At 60.1% G+C, this 19,410-nt stretch carries 15 protein-coding genes and 1 pseudogene; 13 read left to right on the top strand and 3 right to left on the bottom strand.

The window, feature by feature from the left end; translation table 11 throughout:
• The first annotated feature begins 140 nt into the window (after positions 1 to 140).
• Positions 141 to 2,321 carry an EAL domain-containing protein gene (locus tag PVE35_RS15000; RefSeq protein ID WP_277372258.1) on the top strand — a complete coding sequence of 727 codons (2,181 nt, stop codon included), beginning with the start codon at positions 141 to 143 and terminating at the stop codon, positions 2,319 to 2,321.
• Positions 2,322 to 2,417: 96 nt separating this feature from the next.
• Here PVE35_RS15000 and PVE35_RS15005 read toward each other — a convergent pair whose 3' ends face one another.
• Positions 2,418 to 3,206: a TIM barrel protein gene (locus tag PVE35_RS15005; RefSeq protein ID WP_268182851.1), complete on the bottom strand. Its 789-nt coding sequence runs from the start codon at positions 3,204 to 3,206 to the stop codon at positions 2,418 to 2,420.
• Positions 3,203 to 4,093: an NAD(P)-dependent oxidoreductase gene (locus tag PVE35_RS15010; RefSeq protein ID WP_277372259.1), complete on the bottom strand. Its 891-nt coding sequence runs from the start codon at positions 4,091 to 4,093 to the stop codon at positions 3,203 to 3,205. Before PVE35_RS15010 ends, PVE35_RS15005 begins: the two co-directional genes overlap by 4 nt.
• Positions 4,094 to 4,216: 123 nt before the next feature.
• Between PVE35_RS15010 and PVE35_RS15015 the strand changes: the two genes are divergently transcribed.
• The 12 genes and pseudogenes from PVE35_RS15015 (at position 4,217) to PVE35_RS15070 (ending at position 18,417) form a co-directional block, all read left to right on the top strand.
• A complete protein-coding gene (locus PVE35_RS15015; protein WP_277372260.1) occupies positions 4,217 to 5,068 on the top strand; it encodes a putative selenate ABC transporter substrate-binding protein in 852 nt (283 codons plus the stop codon).
• Entirely contained in the window at positions 5,065 to 5,865 is an 801-nt protein-coding gene (locus PVE35_RS15020; RefSeq protein WP_277372261.1) for a phosphonate ABC transporter ATP-binding protein, read from the top strand. Before PVE35_RS15015 ends, PVE35_RS15020 begins: the two co-directional genes overlap by 4 nt.
• Positions 5,859 to 6,686, top strand: a complete 828-nt coding sequence (locus PVE35_RS15025) for an ABC transporter permease (protein WP_277372262.1) — start codon at positions 5,859 to 5,861, stop codon at positions 6,684 to 6,686. The genes PVE35_RS15020 and PVE35_RS15025 overlap by 7 nt, the downstream gene beginning before the upstream one ends.
• Positions 6,683 to 7,447, top strand: a complete 765-nt coding sequence (gene phnE, locus PVE35_RS15030; protein ID WP_277372263.1) for a phosphonate ABC transporter, permease protein PhnE — start codon at positions 6,683 to 6,685, stop codon at positions 7,445 to 7,447. The genes PVE35_RS15025 and phnE overlap by 4 nt, the downstream gene beginning before the upstream one ends.
• Before the next feature lie 222 nt (positions 7,448 to 7,669).
• Positions 7,670 to 9,160: a DUF6531 domain-containing protein gene (locus PVE35_RS15035; RefSeq protein ID WP_277372264.1), complete on the top strand. Its 1,491-nt coding sequence runs from the start codon at positions 7,670 to 7,672 to the stop codon at positions 9,158 to 9,160.
• Between the two features lie 19 nt (positions 9,161 to 9,179).
• Positions 9,180 to 11,506, top strand: a pseudogene (locus tag PVE35_RS15040) (RHS repeat-associated core domain-containing protein); the annotation flags it as partial.
• Between the two features lie 344 nt (positions 11,507 to 11,850).
• Positions 11,851 to 12,162, top strand: a complete 312-nt coding sequence (locus tag PVE35_RS15045; RefSeq protein ID WP_277372265.1) for a hypothetical protein — start codon at positions 11,851 to 11,853, stop codon at positions 12,160 to 12,162.
• 737 nt (positions 12,163 to 12,899) lie between these two features.
• Positions 12,900 to 13,919 carry an N-6 DNA methylase gene (locus PVE35_RS15050; RefSeq protein WP_277372266.1) on the top strand — a complete coding sequence of 340 codons (1,020 nt, stop codon included), beginning with the start codon at positions 12,900 to 12,902 and terminating at the stop codon, positions 13,917 to 13,919.
• A complete protein-coding gene (locus PVE35_RS15055) occupies positions 13,900 to 14,814 on the top strand; it encodes a tyrosine-type recombinase/integrase (RefSeq protein WP_277372267.1) in 915 nt (304 codons plus the stop codon). The genes PVE35_RS15050 and PVE35_RS15055 overlap by 20 nt, the downstream gene beginning before the upstream one ends.
• Positions 14,815 to 15,117: 303 nt before the next feature.
• Positions 15,118 to 16,650, top strand: coding sequence for a Fic family protein (locus tag PVE35_RS15060; protein ID WP_277372268.1), 1,533 nt, complete (start codon positions 15,118 to 15,120; stop codon positions 16,648 to 16,650).
• 521 nt (positions 16,651 to 17,171) lie between these two features.
• Complete coding sequence (locus PVE35_RS15065; RefSeq protein WP_277372269.1) at positions 17,172 to 17,648, top strand: tetratricopeptide repeat protein; 477 nt, start codon at positions 17,172 to 17,174, stop codon at positions 17,646 to 17,648.
• Between the two features lie 478 nt (positions 17,649 to 18,126).
• Complete coding sequence (locus PVE35_RS15070; RefSeq protein ID WP_268182830.1) at positions 18,127 to 18,417, top strand: YkgJ family cysteine cluster protein; 291 nt, start codon at positions 18,127 to 18,129, stop codon at positions 18,415 to 18,417.
• Positions 18,418 to 18,459: 42 nt separating this feature from the next.
• Here the strand turns inward: PVE35_RS15070 and PVE35_RS15075 are convergent, their stop codons facing one another.
• A complete protein-coding gene (locus PVE35_RS15075) occupies positions 18,460 to 19,347 on the bottom strand; it encodes a LysR family transcriptional regulator (protein WP_277372270.1) in 888 nt (295 codons plus the stop codon).
• Positions 19,348 to 19,410 lie beyond the last annotated feature (63 nt).

Genomic DNA, 19,410 nt, shown 5'->3' on the forward strand with positions numbered 1-19,410 from the left:
GATATTGAGCAAAGCATGGATTTGCATGCTAAACCCAATGAATAGCGCTATGACCCATAACCCAGGTGCGGATACCGCATTGCCCCGCCAGCGCCAGAAAGCGCTGACAGCGCAGGGGGTTCTACAAGGCAAGGGTGACTATGGAAGGGTTGTCTATTCGTTTTCTTGGAGATTTACCTGCCACCGGCCAGCTATTGCTCGAATGCCGTCATGATCCCTGGCTGGTGCTGCTGTCCTACGTGATCGCCACGATCGGCAGCCTGTGTACGCTGAACATCACCAAGCAACTCGACTACATGCAGCGCCGCAGCATGCGAGTGACCTGGGTGCTGGTCGGCGCCCTGTGCCTGGCCGGCGGCATCTGGAGCATGCATTTCATCGGTATGTTGGCGTTCCAGGCGCCAGTGGCCATCCGCTACGACCTGCCCACCACCCTGTTCTCCCTGCTGGTCGCCCTGGCAGCGGCATTACTGGCGCTGACCTGCATGGCCCAGGCCCGTCCGGGCCTGCACCGCCAAGTACTGGCGGCTTGCATCATCGGCAGCGGTATCGCCGCCATGCACTACAGCGGCATGGCCGCCATCCGCTCACCCGCAGAGACTTACTACCACGGCGGCCTGTTTGCCCTTTCCATCGTCATCGCCATTGCCGCCAGCTTCGCCGCCTTGCTGCTCGCCGAGTATTTCCGCTCCAGCATGCAGCGCCATCAGCGTTGGTTGAAATACTCGGCAGCGCTGGTCATGGGCGCGGCCATCACCTCCATGCACTACACCGGCATGGCCAGCATGCACCTGGTGGTGCCGGACGGCACGCCCCTGCTGATGCGCCGCGCCGACAACAGCCTGCAACTGGTACTGAGCGTCGCCTCGATCACCTTGCTGATTCTCAGCCTGAGCCTGATCGCCACCTGGATCGGGCGCAAGCTCGACGACAAGGAGCGCGACCTGCAGCGCGTCAATGCGCTGCTGGCCCAACTGGACAATGCCCGCGCCTCGCTGGAACAGGTGGCCCACTTCGATCCGCTGACCGAACTGCTCAACCGACGCGGCTTCAACCGGGTGTTCGCCGCCGCCCTGGAAGAACACGCAGTCACCGGCCGAAATCTGGCAGTGATGTTCCTCGACATCGATCACTTCAAGCGCATCAACGACACTCTTGGCCATGACTCCGGCGACGAACTCCTGCGGGTGGTCGCCCTGCGCATTCGTGGCGCGTTGCGCGAGCGCGACATCATCGCCCGCTTTGGCGGCGATGAATTCTGCGTGGTCGCCAGCCTCGACAGCGACATCGCACCACGGGTGCTCGCCACGCGCCTGCTGGAGCAGATGAAAGAGCCGATCTTTCTCAGCGGGCGCAAGCTGGTGATGACCACCAGCATCGGCATCAGCCTGTTCCCCCAGGACGGCAATAGCCCCGACGAGTTGCTCAAGCATGCCGACCTGGCGCTCTACCAGTCCAAGGGCAGCGGGCGCAATGCGATGCACTTCTTCAACCCGCACCTGCGGCAGAAGGCCTCCTTCGAGCTGCAGCTAGAGGAAGACCTTCGACAATGCCTGCAACAGGGCAACGAGCTGCTGCTCTACTACCAACCGATCGTCGACCTGAACAGTGGCGAACTGGCCAAGCTCGAAGCCCTGGTGCGCTGGAAGCATCCCCAGCATGGCCTGCTGACGCCGGATCGTTTCATCTCCATCGCCGAGGCCAACGGTTTCATCGCCCAGCTCGACGACTGGGTGATGCAGCAGGCCTGTCATGACCTGAACTACCTCAACCAGATGGGCTACCCACAGTTGAAAGTGGCGGTGAACTGCTCGGCACTGAACCTGGCCAACGACCATCTCCCGGATCGCATCGAGCAAATCCTGCGCGACACCCACTGCCCAGGCCAGCGACTGGAAATGGAAGTGACCGAAAGCGCGCTGCTGAGCAACATCAACCGGGCCATCAACCTGCTGGAAAGGATTCGAGGACTGGGCGTCAGCCTGTCCATCGACGACTTCGGCACCGGCTACTCCTCGCTGGCCTACCTGCGCCGGCTACCGCTGGATACGCTGAAGATCGACCGCTGCTTCATTCAGGACGTCGTCACCTCGAACCAGGATCGCGAGATCGTCCACGCCATCATCGCCATGGCCCAGGCGCTGCACCTCAAGGTGGTGGCCGAAGGTGTGGAAACCACCGAGCAACTGGCCTTCCTCAGGGAACGCGGCTGTGATCAGGTGCAGGGCTACCTGTTCAGCAAACCGCTGCCACTGGCCGAAATCGTCGCCCAATTCCCACCACACGTGCTACCACTGGAACGGCTTGGGGCCAGGTTCTAGCATTCTGCCCTCGCTTCCCCGTAGCCCGGATGCAATCCGGGGCTGGCTAGCACTTGGTTCCCGGATTGCATCCGGGCTACGGACGCGCATACAGCTCTAGGTGTCTTGCTGCTGCCATTGCGCCAACCAGCCCAGGCTGGCCTGGGTGCCCGCCTCCCCTGGTTTGTACTCGGCGCCCAGCCAGGCGTCGTAACCGCTCTCATGCAATGCGCTCAGCAGCGCGGGGAAGGCCAACTCACCCGTACCCGGCGCGCCGCGCCCCGGTACGTCGGCGAACTGCACATGGCCGATACGCCCGGCCAGCAGGCGCAGGCCGGCTGCCACGTCCAACCCCTGGCGCGCCATGTGGTAGAGGTCGTACTGCGCCGCCAGATTAGGGTGATCCACTCGCCGCAGTAGCTCGTCCAGATGCTCCGGCGTGTTGATCAGAAAGCCCGGCATGTCGAGGGGATTGATCGCCTCCACCAACACGCGGATGCCCAGCACAGCGAAGGCCTCGGCGCTCTTGCGCAGGTTGGCGGCCAGGCAATCCAGCGCCTGCTCGCGGCTCACGCCCTCGGCCAGGCGCCCCGGCAACACGTTGGCGCAGGTCGGGCGCACCATGGCCGCATAGCTCAGCGCCTCCTGCAGCGCAGCGTCGAACTTCGCCTGCCTGGCCGGCACGCTGGCCAGGCCGGGGCCACCACTCATCAGGTCGCCCGCCGGAACGTTGATCAGCACCAGCGGCAGACCACTGAGCTCCAGCACCTCTTTCAGGGCGATGGCCGGCAGCTCGTAGGGGAATTGAATCTCCACGCCCGCGAAGCCCGCACGCATCGCCGCCAGCACGCGCTCGCGTAGCGGCAGCTCGGTGAACAGCATGGACAGGTTGGCAGCAATCCTCATGGGCACTGCTCCCGCAGCAGTTCCACCAGCGTGGCCGGGTCGCGCTCGAGAAAACCCTGACTGCCGTGCAGGCGCATCAGTTGCGCGGCCAGGCCACTCATGGGCGTGGCGCCGCCCTGCTCGCGCGCCAGCTTCACTGCAGTGTCGAGATCCTTGAGCAGCGTGCGCACATGCCATTTGACCGGCTCGAACTGGCTGGCAGCCATCTGTGGTGCCAGGATCTGCAGGGGTTTGGAATCGGCGAAACCACCGGCCAATGCCGAGGCGATCTGGCTGGCATCGACGCCGGAGCGCTCGGCCAGTGCCACCACCTCGGCGATCACCAGCGCATTGCAGGCGACGATCATCTGGTTGCACACCTTGGTCACCTGCCCGGCGCCCACCTCGCCCATGCGCGTCAGGCGCTGGCCCAGGTGCGCCAGTATCGGCCGCACGCGCTCCACGTCCTCTTCACGGCCACCCGCCATGATCGCCAGGGTACCGGCCTCGGCGCCCGGCGTGCCGCCGGACACCGGCGCATCCACCCAGCGCATGCCAGTACGTGCCTCCAGCTCGGCGGCCATCTCCCGGGTGGCCGCCGGCTCCAGGCTGGAGAAATCCACCAGCAACTGCCCCGGCCGCGCGCCCTCGACTATCCCGCCGGAGCCGAACACCACTTCGCGCACCACCTCGGTATTGGCCAGGCAGAGCATCACCACATTGGCATCACGGCACAGCTCGGCAGGGTTTTCCACCCGCTGTGCGCCCTGCGCCAGCAGTGGCGCGCACTTGTCCGGCGTGCGGTTCCAGACAGTCAGCGGGTAGCCGGCGGCGAGCAGACGGCGGGTCATCGGCAGGCCCATCAGGCCGATCCCGGCGAAGGCCAGGGCGGGCAGCGTAGCGGTCATCGAACGGCTCCAGGCAGTTGGCATCGAGGCGACATCTTAACCCCACGATCTACGTGCTGCAGCGACGGCGCTGGGCCACTATACTCCGCACGCCTTCCCCGCTATTGAACCGGAGAATCCGACATGTTCAAGAACACCCTGGCGCTCGCCGCCGGTATCGCCCTGTCCGTATCCGCCGTATTCGCGCAAGCCGCCGATGTCCTCAAGGTCTCGGCCATTCCCGACGAAGCCCCCACCGAGCTGCTGCGCAAGTTCAAGCCGCTGGGTGCCTATCTGGAACAGGAACTGGGCATGAAGGTGGAGTTCGTGCCGGTGGCCGACTACGCCGCGGTGGTCGAAGCACTGGCCGCCGACCGTATCGACATGGCCTGGCTGGGCGGCTTCACCTTCGTCCAGGCACGCCTGAAAACCGGCAACGCCGTGCCGCTGGTGCAGCGCGAGCAGGATGCCGAGTTCACCAGCAAGTTCATCACTTCCGATCCGGCGGTGAAATCCCTGCAGGATCTCAAGGGCAAGACCTTCGCCTTCGGTTCGGTGTCTTCCACCTCCGGCAGCCTGATGCCGCGCTACTTCATGCTGCAGGACGGCATCAAGCCCGAGGAATTCTTCAGCCGCGTGGCCTACTCCGGTGCTCATGACGCCACCGCCGCCTGGGTGCAGGCCGGCAAGGCCGATGCCGGTGTGCTCAACGCCTCGGTTTGGCAGAAGCTGGTCGATACCAAGAAAGTCGATACCGACAAGGTCAAGGTCTTCGCCACCACCCCCACCTACTACGACTACAACTGGACGGTGCGCGGCAACCTCGACCCAGCGCTGCAAGCGAAAATCAAGGCCGCCTTCCTTGCCCTCGATCCGGCCAAGCCGGAGCAGAAGGCGATTCTCGACCTGCAGGCCGCCAGCCGCTTCATCGAGACCCAGCCTGAAAACTACGCAGGCATCGAAGAAGCCGCTCGCGCCGCTGGCCTGTTGAAGTGAGCATCACCCTGCGTGGCGTGGGCCTGGCCCACGCCAATGGCAAGGTCGCGCTGGAAAACATCGATCTGCAGGTCAACCCCGGCGAACGGGTGGCCATTATCGGCCCCTCGGGTGCCGGCAAGACCACCCTGCTGCGCCTGCTGGCCACCAGCCTGCCACCCACGCACGGCGAGCTCGACCTGCTGCAGCACGACCCCTGGCGCCTGGCTGCCCGCCAGCGCCAGCGTCTGCGCGCACGTATCGGCCTGATCCACCAGGCACCGCCGCTGCCGCCGCGTCAGCGCGTGGTCACCGCCGTGCTGGCCGGCAAGCTTGGCCAGTGGTCAGTGGCCAAGGGGTTGTTCAATCTGCTCTATCCATTGGACACCGCCGGCGCTCAAGCCGCCCTGGCGCGGCTGGATATCGCCGACAAGCTCTACCAACGCTGCGACCAGCTCTCCGGTGGCCAATTGCAGCGCGTGGGGATCGCCCGCGTTCTGTACCAGGCGCCAGAACTGATCCTCGCCGACGAACCCGTCTCGGCCATGGATCCGGTGCTGGCCGGGCACACCCTGGCCGTGCTCAACCGCGAAGCCGCCGAGCGCGGCATGACCCTGCTGGCCAGCCTGCATGCGGTCGACCTGGCCCTGGCGCATTTTCCCCGGGTGATCGGCATTCGCGACGGGCGTATCGCCTTCGACCTGCCAGCCAGTTACGTGCAGCCCGCCCAATTGGATGCGCTGTACGCCAACGAGCAACTGCAGGCCGCGCCCAGCTCGCCCGTACAGCCTCAGCCGGTACATATCCCGCGATGCTGAGCGCCGCCCCACGCGACCCCGCCGCCCTGCCACGCCTGCTGATCACGGTGCTGGCCCTGCTGCTGTTGTGGCCGGGCCTGCGCCTGAGCGAGCTGGATCTGTCGGTGCTGGTGGACGGTGACAATACCCGCGCCATGGGCAACTTCCTCGCCGGTTTCTGGCCGCCCGCGCATGATGGCGAATTCCTCGCCCTGCTCGGCCGCGCCACCCTGGAAACCCTGGCCATCGCCACCGCTGGCATGAGCCTGGCGCTGCTGATCGCCATGCCCAGCGCACTGCTGGCCAGCCGTGCGCTGTCGCTCTCGGCCGTGCACCGCGGTGGCCGCCCGGCCTGGTGGGCGAATCTGGCGCGCTGGCCGGTGCGCGGCCTGCTGATCTTCCTGCGCAGCGTGCCGGAAATCGTCTGGGCGCTGCTGTTCGTCCGTGCCGTCGGCCTCGGCCCCACCGCCGGGGTGCTGGCCATCGCCATCACCTACGCCGGCATGCTCGGCAAGGTCTATGCGGAAATCTTCGAGTCGGTGGATGCCCGCCCCGCCCGCGCACTACTGGGTGCCGGCAGCAGTCGCCTGGCCGCCTTCGCCTATGGCGTGCTGCCCAATGCCGCCGGGGAAATGCTCTCCTACACCGTGTACCGCTGGGAATGCGCCATCCGTGCCTCGGTGGTAATGGGCTTCGTCGGCGCCGGGGGCCTGGGCCAGCAGATCGATCTGTCGCTGCGCATGTTTGCCGGTGGCGAAGTGGCCAGCATGCTGCTCACCTTCCTGTTGCTGGTGCTGCTGGCCGACCAGTTCAGCCGCCTGCTGCGCGCGAGGCTGACATGAGAGTCGGCAACCTGATCCTGCTCGCCGCCCTCCTCGGCGCGGTGATCGCCTCGTTCCTCTATCTGGACATCGACCTCGGTTCTCTGCTGGCCGGCGACAGCCTGGCGCAGATGGGCCAGTACGCCAAAGGTTTTCTGCAGCCGGATTTCTCCGCCGCGCACCTGCAGGCCATCGGCCGTGGCGCGCTGGAAACCCTGGCCATGTCCGCCATCGGCACCCTGCTCGCGGCGATCCTCGGCCTGGCCTTGGCGCTGCCAGCCTCCGGGCGCTTCGGCAGCCTCGCCCTGCATGTCACGCGGCTACTGCTCAACGCCCTGCGCGCCATCCCGGAACTGGTCTGGGCGGCGCTGATGGTGCTGGCCGCCGGCCTCGGCCCCAACGCCGGTACTCTGGCCCTGGCCCTGCACACCGCAGGCGTGCTCGGCCGCCTGTTCGCCGAGGCGCTGGAAAACACCCCGCGCGAGCCCGCCGACGCCATCTGCGAGAGCGGCGGCGGCCGCCTGGCCGCCTTCTGCTACGGCACCCTGCCCGGCGTCTGGCCGCAACTGATCGCCTATAGCCTGTACCGCTGGGAAAACAACATCCGCATGGCCAGCGTGCTCGGCTTCGTCGGGGCCGGCGGCCTGGGGCAGATGCTCTACATGAGCCTCAGCCTGTTCCAGGAAGCCCAGGCAGCCACGGTGATCCTGGCCATGCTCCTGCTGGTGCTGGCGGTGGATGGCTTGAGTGGCTGGGCCAGGCAGAGATGGGTGAGTGGGTGAGCCTGAGGTGTTCGCTGGCTGCGCTTTATCGATCGCACAATGAAGTGATGACGGTAGTAATGCAGCGCCTCTGCCAGATATGAGCCACCTCAATAGTCCGTGCCAACAGGCCTCTGGGAGAGGCTTCATTACCAAACGTTTCAAGAAGCGCAAATAGCACTGGCATCGGCTATAAATAGCCGCTTGTAAAACTGGACTCTTACTCGCACGGAGAAAGGACGCATGCGACTTCCAGCCACTTTTCTGGCATTGGCTATCTCACCCTGTACAGCGCTAGCCTGTACCCTCAATTTCACCTCTCCAAGTGATGGGGCGACCACACGAACCGCCAATATCACTGTTTATGGTCAGGGCGGGGCAAGTGCCCAGTTCGGAAACTTCGGCACCGTTACCGCCACATTGAACGGTACCCCTTTCTATAATTATTCCGGTTCATTCACGGCTGCCGTGACCTTTCTGCAATCCCGAGGCGTACCGGTCACACTGCGCCCCGGCATTAACGTTCTCGCGGTCACAGGTAGCGTTGGGTCATGCTCGGCCAGTGACTCGATGACCATCATGTATGACCCTGAAGTGACGCTTTCCAAGAACAAAGGCACTCCTCCACCGAATACCTGCACTGGAAACCCGATAAACCTCGCCATCGGCAACAAGTTCCAGCGCGAAACCGACTTCTCCAGTTCCTCCTCCCCCCTGCTGCGCTTCGATAGGATTTACAACAGCCTGGATGGTTATTGGCGCCATAGCCTGTCTACAAGGCTGGTCATCACAAGCTCTGAAATACGGCTGGTGGAAGCCGATGGCAGAGAAACGTTATTCGCTCGATCAGGGACAGCCATCACCCCCTCTAGCGATGAACTTGGAACATTTGCAGCCGAAGGAACGGGATGGCGCTACACCTCAACAAGCCAGATGACTTATACCTTCGACAACCTGGGCAAAATGGTTTCTCAACAAGACGCCAACGGCCGTTCGATATCGCTCAATCACAGCGCGTCGGAAACAGTTGTCACGTCCGACACAGGCGAAACGCTTACTTTCACGTCAGACGCGAAACTACAACCTTTGACACTGACTGCCAGCAACGTATCGATCGTTTACAACCATGATGCCCAAGGACGGCTGCAAACAGTATCCAGAACAATCAACGGTTCCACTACGAATCGAACATTCCATTATGAAAACCTGTCCTTCCCGCGCTTCCTGACAGGTATTACCGATGAAAATGGAGATCGTTATGTCACCTGGACGTATGACCAATTTGGCAGGGCGACATCCAGCGCCAGGTCAGGCGATGTAGAGAAAACCACCGTCTCATACAATGCTGACGGCACCTCGACCGTTACCAACCCGCTTGGCAAAAATACCACCTACCATTTCGCAGTAATTCAAGGCGTCAAGAAAATTACTGCCATCGATGGGGAAGCCTCAGCGAACTGCCCCAACAGCAACTCCACCTTCACCTACGACGATCGCGGCCTGCTCAAGACCAAGACCGACAACAAGAGCAATCTCACCACCTACACCTACAACGCCCGTGGTCTGGAGATTTCCCGCACCGAAGCCAGCGGTACGCCGCAGGCGCGCACCATCACCACCGACTGGCATGCCGACTTCTTCCTGCCGGTGAAGGTCACCGAGCCGGATCGCATCACCCAGTACACCTACGACGCCCAAGGACGACAAATCAGCCAGTCCGTGACTCAGCGCTGAAACCAGAAGGAACTGCACCATGAAGATTTCGCATAGCGTCAGCCTGCTGTCACTGGCCCTGGCTACCGCTCTGGTCGCCACGGGCACTCAGGCGGCGGCACGCACCTGGAGCTACAGCTACAACAACTTGGGCCTGGTGGAAAGCGCCGACGGCCCGCGCACGGATGTCGCGGACATCACCACCTACGCCTATGACGCCCAGGGCCATCTGACCACGGTGACCAATGCCCTCGGTCATGTCACCCAGCTCTCGAATTTCGACACCTACGGCAATCCCCAGACCCTGGTGGACGTCAATGGCGTCACCACCACACTGAGCTATACGCCGCAGGGCTGGCTGGCCTCCATCAGTACTGCTGGCAGCACCACCAGCTTCGAGCACGATGCCACGGCCAGATCACCCAGGTCACCCGCGGCGATGGCAGTTGGCTGGCCTACACCTGGAGTGCCGCCCGGCGTCTGCTCGCGATCAGCAATAACCTCGGGGAAAAGGTCGAGTACGACTACGACACCATGGGCAATCGCACGGCCCAGCGCCTGCGCGATGCCAGCAACAGCCTCACCCAGCAGCAGAGTTGGGTCTACGATGAGCTGGGGCGTTTGCTGCGTAGCGTCGGGGCAGGCGGGCAAGTCCATCGCTACGGCTATGACCTCAATGACAACCCGACCCTGAGCCAGACGCCCAAGCAGCACAGCACCACCAGCAGCTTCGATGCCCTCGACCGCCTGGTCGCGAGCACCGATCCACTCAATGGGGTGACGCAACTCGGCTATGACGCACAGGACAACCTGACCCAGGTGCAGGATCCGCGCGGCGTCACCACGCAGTACGTCTATGACGGCCTGGGCAACCTGACCCAACTGATCAGCCCTGACAGCGGCACCACCACCTACGCCCACGATGCCGCTGGCAATGTCATCAGCAAGACCGACGCGCGTGGTGTGGTCACCACCTACACCTATGATGCGCTCAACCGCCTGACGGGTCGTCAGTACCCCGCCAATCCGGCTCTTAACGTCCAGTACCATTACGACATGACGGCTGACGGCAACCATGGTGTGGGCCGGCTGACAGCCATTCAGGATGCCAGCGGCGTTATCGGTTACCACTACGATGCCCGTGGCAACCTGACCGGCCAGTTGCGCTCGATCGCCGTCGCAGGCGGCGATCAATACGACAGCCTGGGCTACACCTACGACGGCGCCAACCAACTCACACGGATCGACTACCCGCTGGGTTTCAGCATCCACTACGCCCGCAATGGCGCTGGGCAAGTCAGCCAGGTGCAACTGCAAGTCGGCGAAGGTACGCCCACGGCCCTGGCCAGCCAGATCCAGTACCTGCCCTTCGGCCCCTTGAAAAGCCTCACCTGGGCCAACGGCCTGAGCCTGTCGAGAAGCTATGACCAGGATTACCGCCTGACTCAACAGCAGGTTGCTACCTGGACAAGCGCCTACGGCTACGACGCCAACAGCAATATCGAAACCCTGCAGAGCAGCCTGCTCGGCAACCTCAACTACGGCTACGACGCCCTCGACCGCCTCACCTCGGAACAACGCGCCGACCTGCAGCAGAGCTATGCCTACGACGCGGTTGGCAACCGGCTGAGCAAAACGACCACGCCCATCGTCGATGGCAGCCTGCAAGCGAGCACCATCACCGAACTCGGCTATGCGACCAACAGCAACCGACTTGCTGAAAGGGACGGCACGCCGGTCACCAGCGATGCCACCGGCAACCTGACTCAGGATCGCCCGGATCGGCAACTGGAATACGACCAGCAGAACCGCCTCGTACAGGTCAAGATCGGCGGCACCCCAGTGGCCGAATACCGCTACAACGCCCTGGGCCAACGCACGCACAAACTCACCGCGAGCGGTATGACCCTCTTCCTCTATGACCCTGACGGCCAACTGTTGGAAGAACGCTTGCTCACCACAGCCGGCCAACGGCAAGGTAGCCAGTTCTATATCTGGCTGGACGAGATGCCGATAGCGGGCATCAGCGTCAGCTACGCCCCTGACGGCAGCGTGGCATCGGGCACCCCGTTCTACCTGCATACCGATCACCTCGGCACACCTCGCGTCGCAACTGACCAAAACCAGCAGCCCATCTGGAGCTGGGTCTCCGACGCCTTCGGCGTAGGCCAGACCGCCGGCAGCCTCACCCTCAACCTGCGATTTCCAGGGCAGTATTACGATCAGGAGAGTGGGCTGCACTACAACTACTTCCGCGATTACGACCCCGAGACCGGGCGGTACGTGGAAAGTGATCCGATTGGGCTCGACGGCGGCCTCAATACCTATGGGTATGTGGAGGGGAATCCATTAATTTATGTCGACCCTACCGGCGAATATGCTCTGCCGGCACTTGGCTGGGCTGCCAGGGGGCTAGGTATTGCTGGAAGGGGTGGCGCTTTTTCAGGCCCGCCCAATCCTACGTTCCTGCCGCCTAGAGGACTGGCTTGGAATCCGGGCCAAGGGCTGACTCTTCCTCCACTTGCGCCGCCGATGCCTGCAACCGGTAGCGACAATATGTGCGAGCCTGAAGAAGGGGATAGAAAAAGCTGTCAGGCTCTCAAAGATAGCATTCTAAACACTTGCTATGGCTTGGAGCCTAGGAAAAGAATGAAGTGTTATGAGGCTGCTAATACAGCATATCGCCAGTGCATGGGGTGGGAATAATTTACATGGGCATAATGAACGTAATTGCTAAAAGAAAGCTTCTTTACTCCATAAAGGGAGAGCCCACTCAGAGAGAATTTACCGTTAATATTGGTGCGCCATACCCTTTAGAAAAGGAGTCGGTAAGTTTTAACTTTGATCCTGGCGCGGCCAGTTGCACCATTGAGTTCGACGGCTTGCATGAAAGGAGCATAGAAGTGCATGGAATTGATTTACTTCATGCTCTTCAAATGGCAGTGGATATAGATCCATACTTGAAAGGAATGCAGAGTAAATACAACTTCTACTGGTGCACCGGTGAGCCATACTTCGAGTAAGGCCTTGTAAGGCGGGCCATTTACTCACGCGGAAAAAAGCGCTACGATTTACATCTAGGCCGTAGCGCTCCGTCAACACCCCGCGCTTAAACGTCTCGACTATAGCGCCACCGAGCGAAAATTCTACCAGCAAGAGTGATGGCGGTCGGCGCGTTCAGCGTCATGGAGTCCGCTGAATCCTAAAAGCCAGCCCGTGCCAGGTGTATCAATTTCACCAGCAGCCCGTTCAGAGTTTTTCGGTTCAAGGTGTCAGGTTGTACCGGCACCGCGTTCAAGTTGGCGCAGCCCCTACAAATGTGGGGGCCGGGAGATTTAATACGACCTGCTGATTTTAGTTGACACCTTGAACCGAAAAAGTACGAACGCTCTGCTGCTAGCACTTCATAACACTCATCCTCATGCGTCCATATCCGCTGGCCTCATAGTAAATAACCAAGGCTGGTACGCTTTCGATCAGGAGCGGCCGCTAGCGGTGATATTTCAATTTACCTAGAGCGGTGCTCCTTCGAGCTTACATTTCAGGTAACATTGACTTGGCAAATCGATTTTTTGACGATGGGGAGTCTACTGGCTACGGCTCACAGAGCGAACCTAGCTTTCTCAGATATAAAGCAGCCCTGCATGGGGACCAATACCGGACATTCCGGAAATTTACTCGCTGACCTAATTCGTACCCGCCAATGGCTCTACCATATAAGACCCGCTTCAATCGCCTTGTCCGTAGCCTGAGAATAGTCATGCAGGAGGCGCAGCACGGGCCTGATTTGATCATCGGCAGTGCACTGGCGAAGTGGTGCGAATATTCCTTCCCCGGTCTGCCGGGATCCGGCCTGCCCGTGTTAGCTGCGTTGAAGGACGAGCCAGCGGTGTGCGCATTTGTAGACTTCGTGAAGGGCCAAGATCTGCTCGAGTCTACCTACTGGTTCTCCTCGGCATACGCCCAACTTCTAGGAGAAGAGCACCGCAAGCGGCTGGCGATGTTCTTTACGCCACCGTCTCTGACAAGACGCCTGCTCGACGACTTGTCAACAAGCGGCGTGGACTTTGCCACTCGAAACTTCTGCGATCCCGCGTGCGGCGGTGCTGCGTTCTTAGCGCCTATTGCGATGCGTATGCGCGATAGGCTTCTTCACCAGGGAGCAAGCGCGGCGCAGATACTCGAACACGTGCAAAAGCACTTGCTGGGGTTTGACAAGGATGCTGCGCTATGCGAACTGTCGAAGCACTTCCTGCTAATGGCGTTGCATGATGAGGTTATCGCGACGTGTAAACGTCCGAATTTCCAGATACACCATGGTGACTCTCTCCTGCAGGCAAAGCACCTGTTGGGAACCCTTGATGTGGTGCTCTGTAACCCCCCGTATAGGAAGATGCCTGCGGCGGAAGTAAAGGAGTACTTCGACGAGTTCACTCATGTCATTGAGGCGCAGCCGAACCTGTACGCACTCTTTATTGCCTTGTGCGTCAAGCTCTTGGCCCCCGGAGGCGTCTGTGCAGTGGTGACCCCGACGAGCTTCCTATCTGGTCAAAACTTCTCGAAGCTGCGGACGTTCTTGATGACACAGACCACGGTGCTTAGCATTGGCATGGTGAGCGACCGTCTAGGTGTGTTCATTGATGTCGAGCAGGAGACGGCGCTGACCCTCGCACGCCGTGAAGAAGCCGGGCACGCACCGACAATCGAGGCAGAAGTTTCGGTTGTCTCACGAGATGGTAATTACGTCGACGTAGGGCGGTGTGTCCTTCTACATCGATGACTGCTTGGCGCTCGGGCAAAGCGATGCGACGGCCAGCACCAAGACAGCGTTGCTGAAGATGTTCGTGCTCTGGTGCCAAGCGCAGGGTATTTGCGAGGTCTCGGAGATCGATCTGGACGTGTTGGAGCGCTACCGCAAACACCTTTATCGCTACCGCAAGCGTCGCGATCATGAGCCCTTGAAGCTCTCGACCCAACGTATGCGATTGATGGCGGTGACTGGTCTGCTCAAACGCTTACACGTCTATGGCATCGTGCAGTCGGAGCCCTACGCTCATTTTCCGTTGCCCAGTGTGCCGCCGCAGATACCTAAGCAGATTCCCGATGAAGACGAGATCGAACCCATCCTGCATCAGACGATGATCAACGGTCGGATGGAGTTGAGGGATCGAGCCATTGTTGAGGTCTACTATGCGACCGGTATACGCCGGGCCGAGCTGGCTGGGTTGGATATCCGGGACGTGGATTTCAAGCACCAGATCGTCACTGTTCGCAAAGGTAAAGGCAGGCAGGATCGGCGGATTCCCATTGCGCAACGAGCCCTTGATTCGGTTGAGCAGTATCTCAGTGAACTCCGCGGCAAGCTGGCGACAGTAGCCAGCGGTGAAGCGCTCTTTCTCGGTGAAACAGGTAAGCGCATCCAGAACAGCAAACTGACTGAGCTTGTTGGCCGATGCATTCGCCGTTCCGGCATCGGCAAGAGCGGCTCCTGTCACGCTCTTCGCCACGCCACTGCGACGCACATGCTGCGAAATGGAGCGGACATTCGCTATGTGCAGGAAATGCTCGGACACCTGTGCATCGAGAGCACCCAGATCTACACCCGCGTGACCATCACGGATCTGCAAGGCGTTTACAGTAGAACGCACCCTGCAGCTCGGGGCTCAGGCCGCTGAGGTCGGTTTGGGGGCACTGATGAATTGCGAGCAGCGCGATCACGGAAGGGCGCGCTAGGAGGGCAAAAAAAACTAACCCCCTGGTGCGCAGTACGGGACGAGTCCCGCCCGAGGCGTGGGGGTTATTCTTGATGCCAAGGCTAATGGTGGCTGGGTGTTCAGTCAACCTTGAGGCAGTGCCGGCGGTCTGGTCTGCCTCCTTGGCAGCTCTGTCATTCTTATGGCCCGAGTAATCAGATATAAGTTTTTTACAGAAATACGTGTAAATTATAGTTTTCTCGCGCTTCCTATAGGAAATTCGCCATGCGGCAACCCATTGAGCGAGCCGGATACAGCTGGCTGATCAACGCCCTCGATCTTCGCTGTGTGCCGCTTGATCATGAGTGTGTCATAGGCTCACGCCAAGCGCTCTCTCAGTCCGCCAGTGGCGTGAAAGTAGAGGTCTTCACCAAGGGATACGCCAGAGAGCAGCGCCCCATCGACCAGATGCTATTTGCGCTCTCGTACGAAGGGGTAAATCTGGGTGTCCTGGAGCGCGCCTTCCAGATTCCCGCAGTCCGGGATGACCTGGCTGCTGCGATCGCTGAGAAGCCAGCCAGCGGCTATCTGCGCCGGCTCTGGTATATCTGCGAGAACATTGCAGGCCACCCGTTGCCTCTGCCCGACACAGCTCAGAACATTCCCTATGAGCACCTGCTCCCACCGGAGAAATATTTCACCGGCCCAGAAGAGATGTCGCGCAGGCATCGAGTGCGGATGAATCTCCTGGGAACACCTCAGCTTTCAGCCCTGATTTCCCGCCAGGGCTGGACAGACGACAGTCTGTTGAATGCGCAAATAGTCGAGCGCATGCATGACCAGATGGTTGATTTCTCGGTCACCGAGATTGCTAGAGCGGCGCAATACCTGCTGACGACCGAGACTCGCAGTTCCTACGAGATCGAGCACGAGCGGCCAGCTCCCGATCGAATCTTGCGATTTGTGAGAGTGCTGGAACAAGCGGGGCAACGCCCGCTGGATGAGGAATTTTTGTTCGACATCCACCGGATAGCCCTCGGTACCGGGCGTCCCGATCCGTCCATTGGCGCATACAGGTATCTGCAGAACTGGCTCGGCCGCGGCGATCTGATCCATCTGATCCCGCCGGCGCCGGAAACAGTGCCTGAGATGATGGAGGAATGGTTTGTCATGCGTGAACGCGTCATGCGCAGTGATGCCCCAGCGCTAGTGAAGCTAAACGCGATCGCGCACAGCTTCATCTATATCCATCCTTTCATGGACGGAAATGGCAGGTTGTCCCGCTTCATCATGCAGGACATCCTGGCCAACGAAGGTCTCAAACTGCAGGGCATCATCCTGCCTATCTCTGCTGGCCTTCTAGTCAACCTGGAAAGTTATATCGGCACCCTCGACGCACTGTCACGGCGGCTACTTAGCGCTACGCAGTACCACCGGAGGGACTTGGCCAGCGACCCTGAACTGGATGAGGCGCATGCCCATCTGTTCGCCCACCTGGACCTCACTGATCTGCAGGGCGAGGTCAATAAAAGCGCTGCACGAGTTCTTGATGGACTCATGCGTGATGAGGTCAACCATCTCGTCCGCCGCGATAGATTCAAAGAGCAAATGAATCGCGAATTGGATCTGTCGAACCGGGATCTTGAGTTACTTATTGCGGTGATTTACGAGAACAGCGGGCGTGTCTCCAAGCGTAAGCGGGCTGGCTTGTTCCAGCATCTGACGGATGAAGATATTGCACTAGCAGAGAGCATCTACGCCGATCTACATGCGCCGGAAACACCAGAGCCTGAGGTGACTCTGAATCCCCAGCAGTAGGCTTCGTTCAGGGCGGAATAGCCGACAGGTAGCTCAAGAGCCAGGGGGCGTACCAAGAATTAGTTTACAACTACTTCCGCGATTACGACCCGGAGACCGGGCGCTACGTCGAAAGTGACCCTGTTGGCCTGACCTATGATTTCGATGATCCGGAGCTGGCGCTAGCAGTAGAGCTAGGATTAGTTGACGACTCCCCCCAACAGAGCGGCTTGAACAAGCTGTATCTGTATACAGAAAATAACCCGATCAACTTCTATGATCTTGCGGGGCTTGCAAAAGATAAGTATCAGAAGCCCGAGAACCCAAACAAAAGAAAAGGTGCGGATGAACGAAAACCCAGCGGCGAACGAGAGCGAAATATTGGCCATCCCGATGGTGAAGAGCACTCGAGGCGTCCTAAAGGCGGTATTAGATTTAGAATGCCAATACCATTTATGCTTGATCCATGCTTGGTAATTCCCACCCTCTGCAACCCGAATTGGCCATACGGTGGCGACCTAAGCTGCTAGCAGGTGATAACGATGAATGACCCGTTCATAGAAATTCATGACTTATTACGCGACAAAAGGCATGAAGATGCTCTTGGAAAGATATATGACAAAGCTAGGGGCACCATAAAAAGAGATTTTCAGAGTGATGGAAATCATGCCTGGTACATTGTTGGGGATATATTCTTCAAGCAGTCCAACTACGAAATGGCAGCACACTCATTTAAGAAATCGCTAGAAAGCCGAGAGGATGACATTGAGGCCTGCTGCGCTTTGGCTAATGCTTATTCGGCAATGAATATGCCTGACAAATCAGTTGTATGTTTAATTGCGGACCTCAAGTACAAGCCTGATAGCTCAATATTAAATTACAACCTGGGGAATGCCTATTTTGATATGGGCGATCACAAAAAGGCTATTAGACATTACGAAAGAGTACTTCCTCAGCATGAGGACATATATGAGATGGCTCAGAAAAACATCCAGAGAGCCAAAAAGCTAGCTTCCTAGTCCCGACAGCCTTCTACTGGCGAGTGCCATAGGTTAACTGACCTGTGGCACTTCGCACCTAACCTTCTTGTTTCGCGTCCTCATCACTGCCGTATCAATTTCCCCAGCAGCCCGTTCATACCTTTTCGGTTCAGGGTGTCAAGTTGTACCGGCACGGAGTTCAAGTTGATGCAGCCCTACAGGGCACCTCTAAAAACGTAGGCGAGGCAACCAGCGCAAGACAAAACAGGCGAAAAAGCGCAGTTTACGTGTTGTAAATGAGCATTTTGACTGGGCTCGCACGCGAGGCTGTTTTTAACGCAGCGATGGCAACGCAGGTAGTTTTTAGAGGTGCCCTACAGGCGTGATTTAACCAAAAGCCCTCAAGGCCCGGATATGTGCTCAAACCCGTGCCCACAACTGCCGGACAAGGTCAATCAGCTCCGATCTTCGGCTCGAATTGGAGTACCCTAGCGCACTTATGCCACCTGAAGCCCTCATGAACATTCCTGCCAAGAATCTCACCTACACAGACGTTTCCTGCTCAAATTGCCAGGCCTGTTGCTGTCGTTTGGAGGTCATGCTCATCAGCGATACCGGTGTCCCCGATCGGCACATCGCGTTCGACGACTGGGGTGGCGAAACCATGCTGCGCCTGGCTGATGGCTGGTGCTCGGCGTTGGATCGCGACACCTTCATGTGCACCATCTATGAAAACCGGCCCTGGATCTGTAGAGCGTTCGAGATGGGCTCTCATGAATGCCGAGATGAGCGCTTGGGTTTGAATTGAGCCCTGCTCGGCAACCGCTCCCCCCACTAATGAACCACAGCACTAGGCCCTGGGTCGCTCGGCCTTGAGCCGCTCACGGATCAGCTCCAGGTAGCGTCGGGCGCCGAGCCCGAGTGGCCGATTACTGCTCCAGACGATGTCCACCCACAGGCGCAACTGGCTGGCCATGTTGTCGAACATCACCGTCTGCAAGCTGCCCGCCTCGATCAGCGTGGCCACCAGCGGCTGCGGCAGGTAGGCCCAACCGAGCCCGGCCTGCACCAGGTTGAGGGTGGCCAGGTCGCTGTCGGTGAGCCACAGGCGGTGGGACAGGATCATTTGCGGATCGGTCGTCGAAGGCGAGCCGGCAGCGACCAGGATCTGCCGCGCCTCGACCATTCCCTGCGCGGCCATCTGCCTGAGGTAGCCCGGCGTCGCCACCGCCACCAGCAATTGACTGCCGGCTTCGAGGAAGCTTTCCCGTTCGTCGATGCCTGGGCGCTCGAACACCAGGGCCAGGTGCACGCTGCCCTCGTGCAACAGGCGCACGGCCTCGGCCTGCGAGGCCGTGCGCACCTCCACCTCTAGCAGGGGAAACGCCTCGGCCAGGGCGATCAGCGGCTGGCTCCACATGCCGCTTTGCAGCTCGGACGCCATGGCGATGACCAGACGCCGCTCCAGGCCCTGATGCAATTGCAGCGCCTGGGCATCGAGCCGATTGAGCTGGCTGGCCGCCTGCCGTGCCTGCGGCTCCAGGGCCAGCGCGGCTTGGGTGGGCAGCGCCTTGCGCGTGCGGCGATCGAACAGTTGCAGATCCAGCTCGGCCTCGAGCTGAGCGATGGCCATGCTCACCGCCGAAGGCACACGCCCCAGACGCCGGGCGGCTGCGGAAAAGGAGCCGGCATCCAGCACGGCGAGAAAGACACGCAGGGTTTCGCTGTTGAAGGCCATGGCTATCGTCAATTTTCCTGATGACTGTCGTCTTTTTATATCAGCAAAACTAACCTAGTTTGC

Origin of the sequence: Pseudomonas sp. AA-38, assembly GCF_029457475.1 — a bacterium.
Lineage (GTDB): Bacteria > Pseudomonadota > Gammaproteobacteria > Pseudomonadales > Pseudomonadaceae > Aquipseudomonas.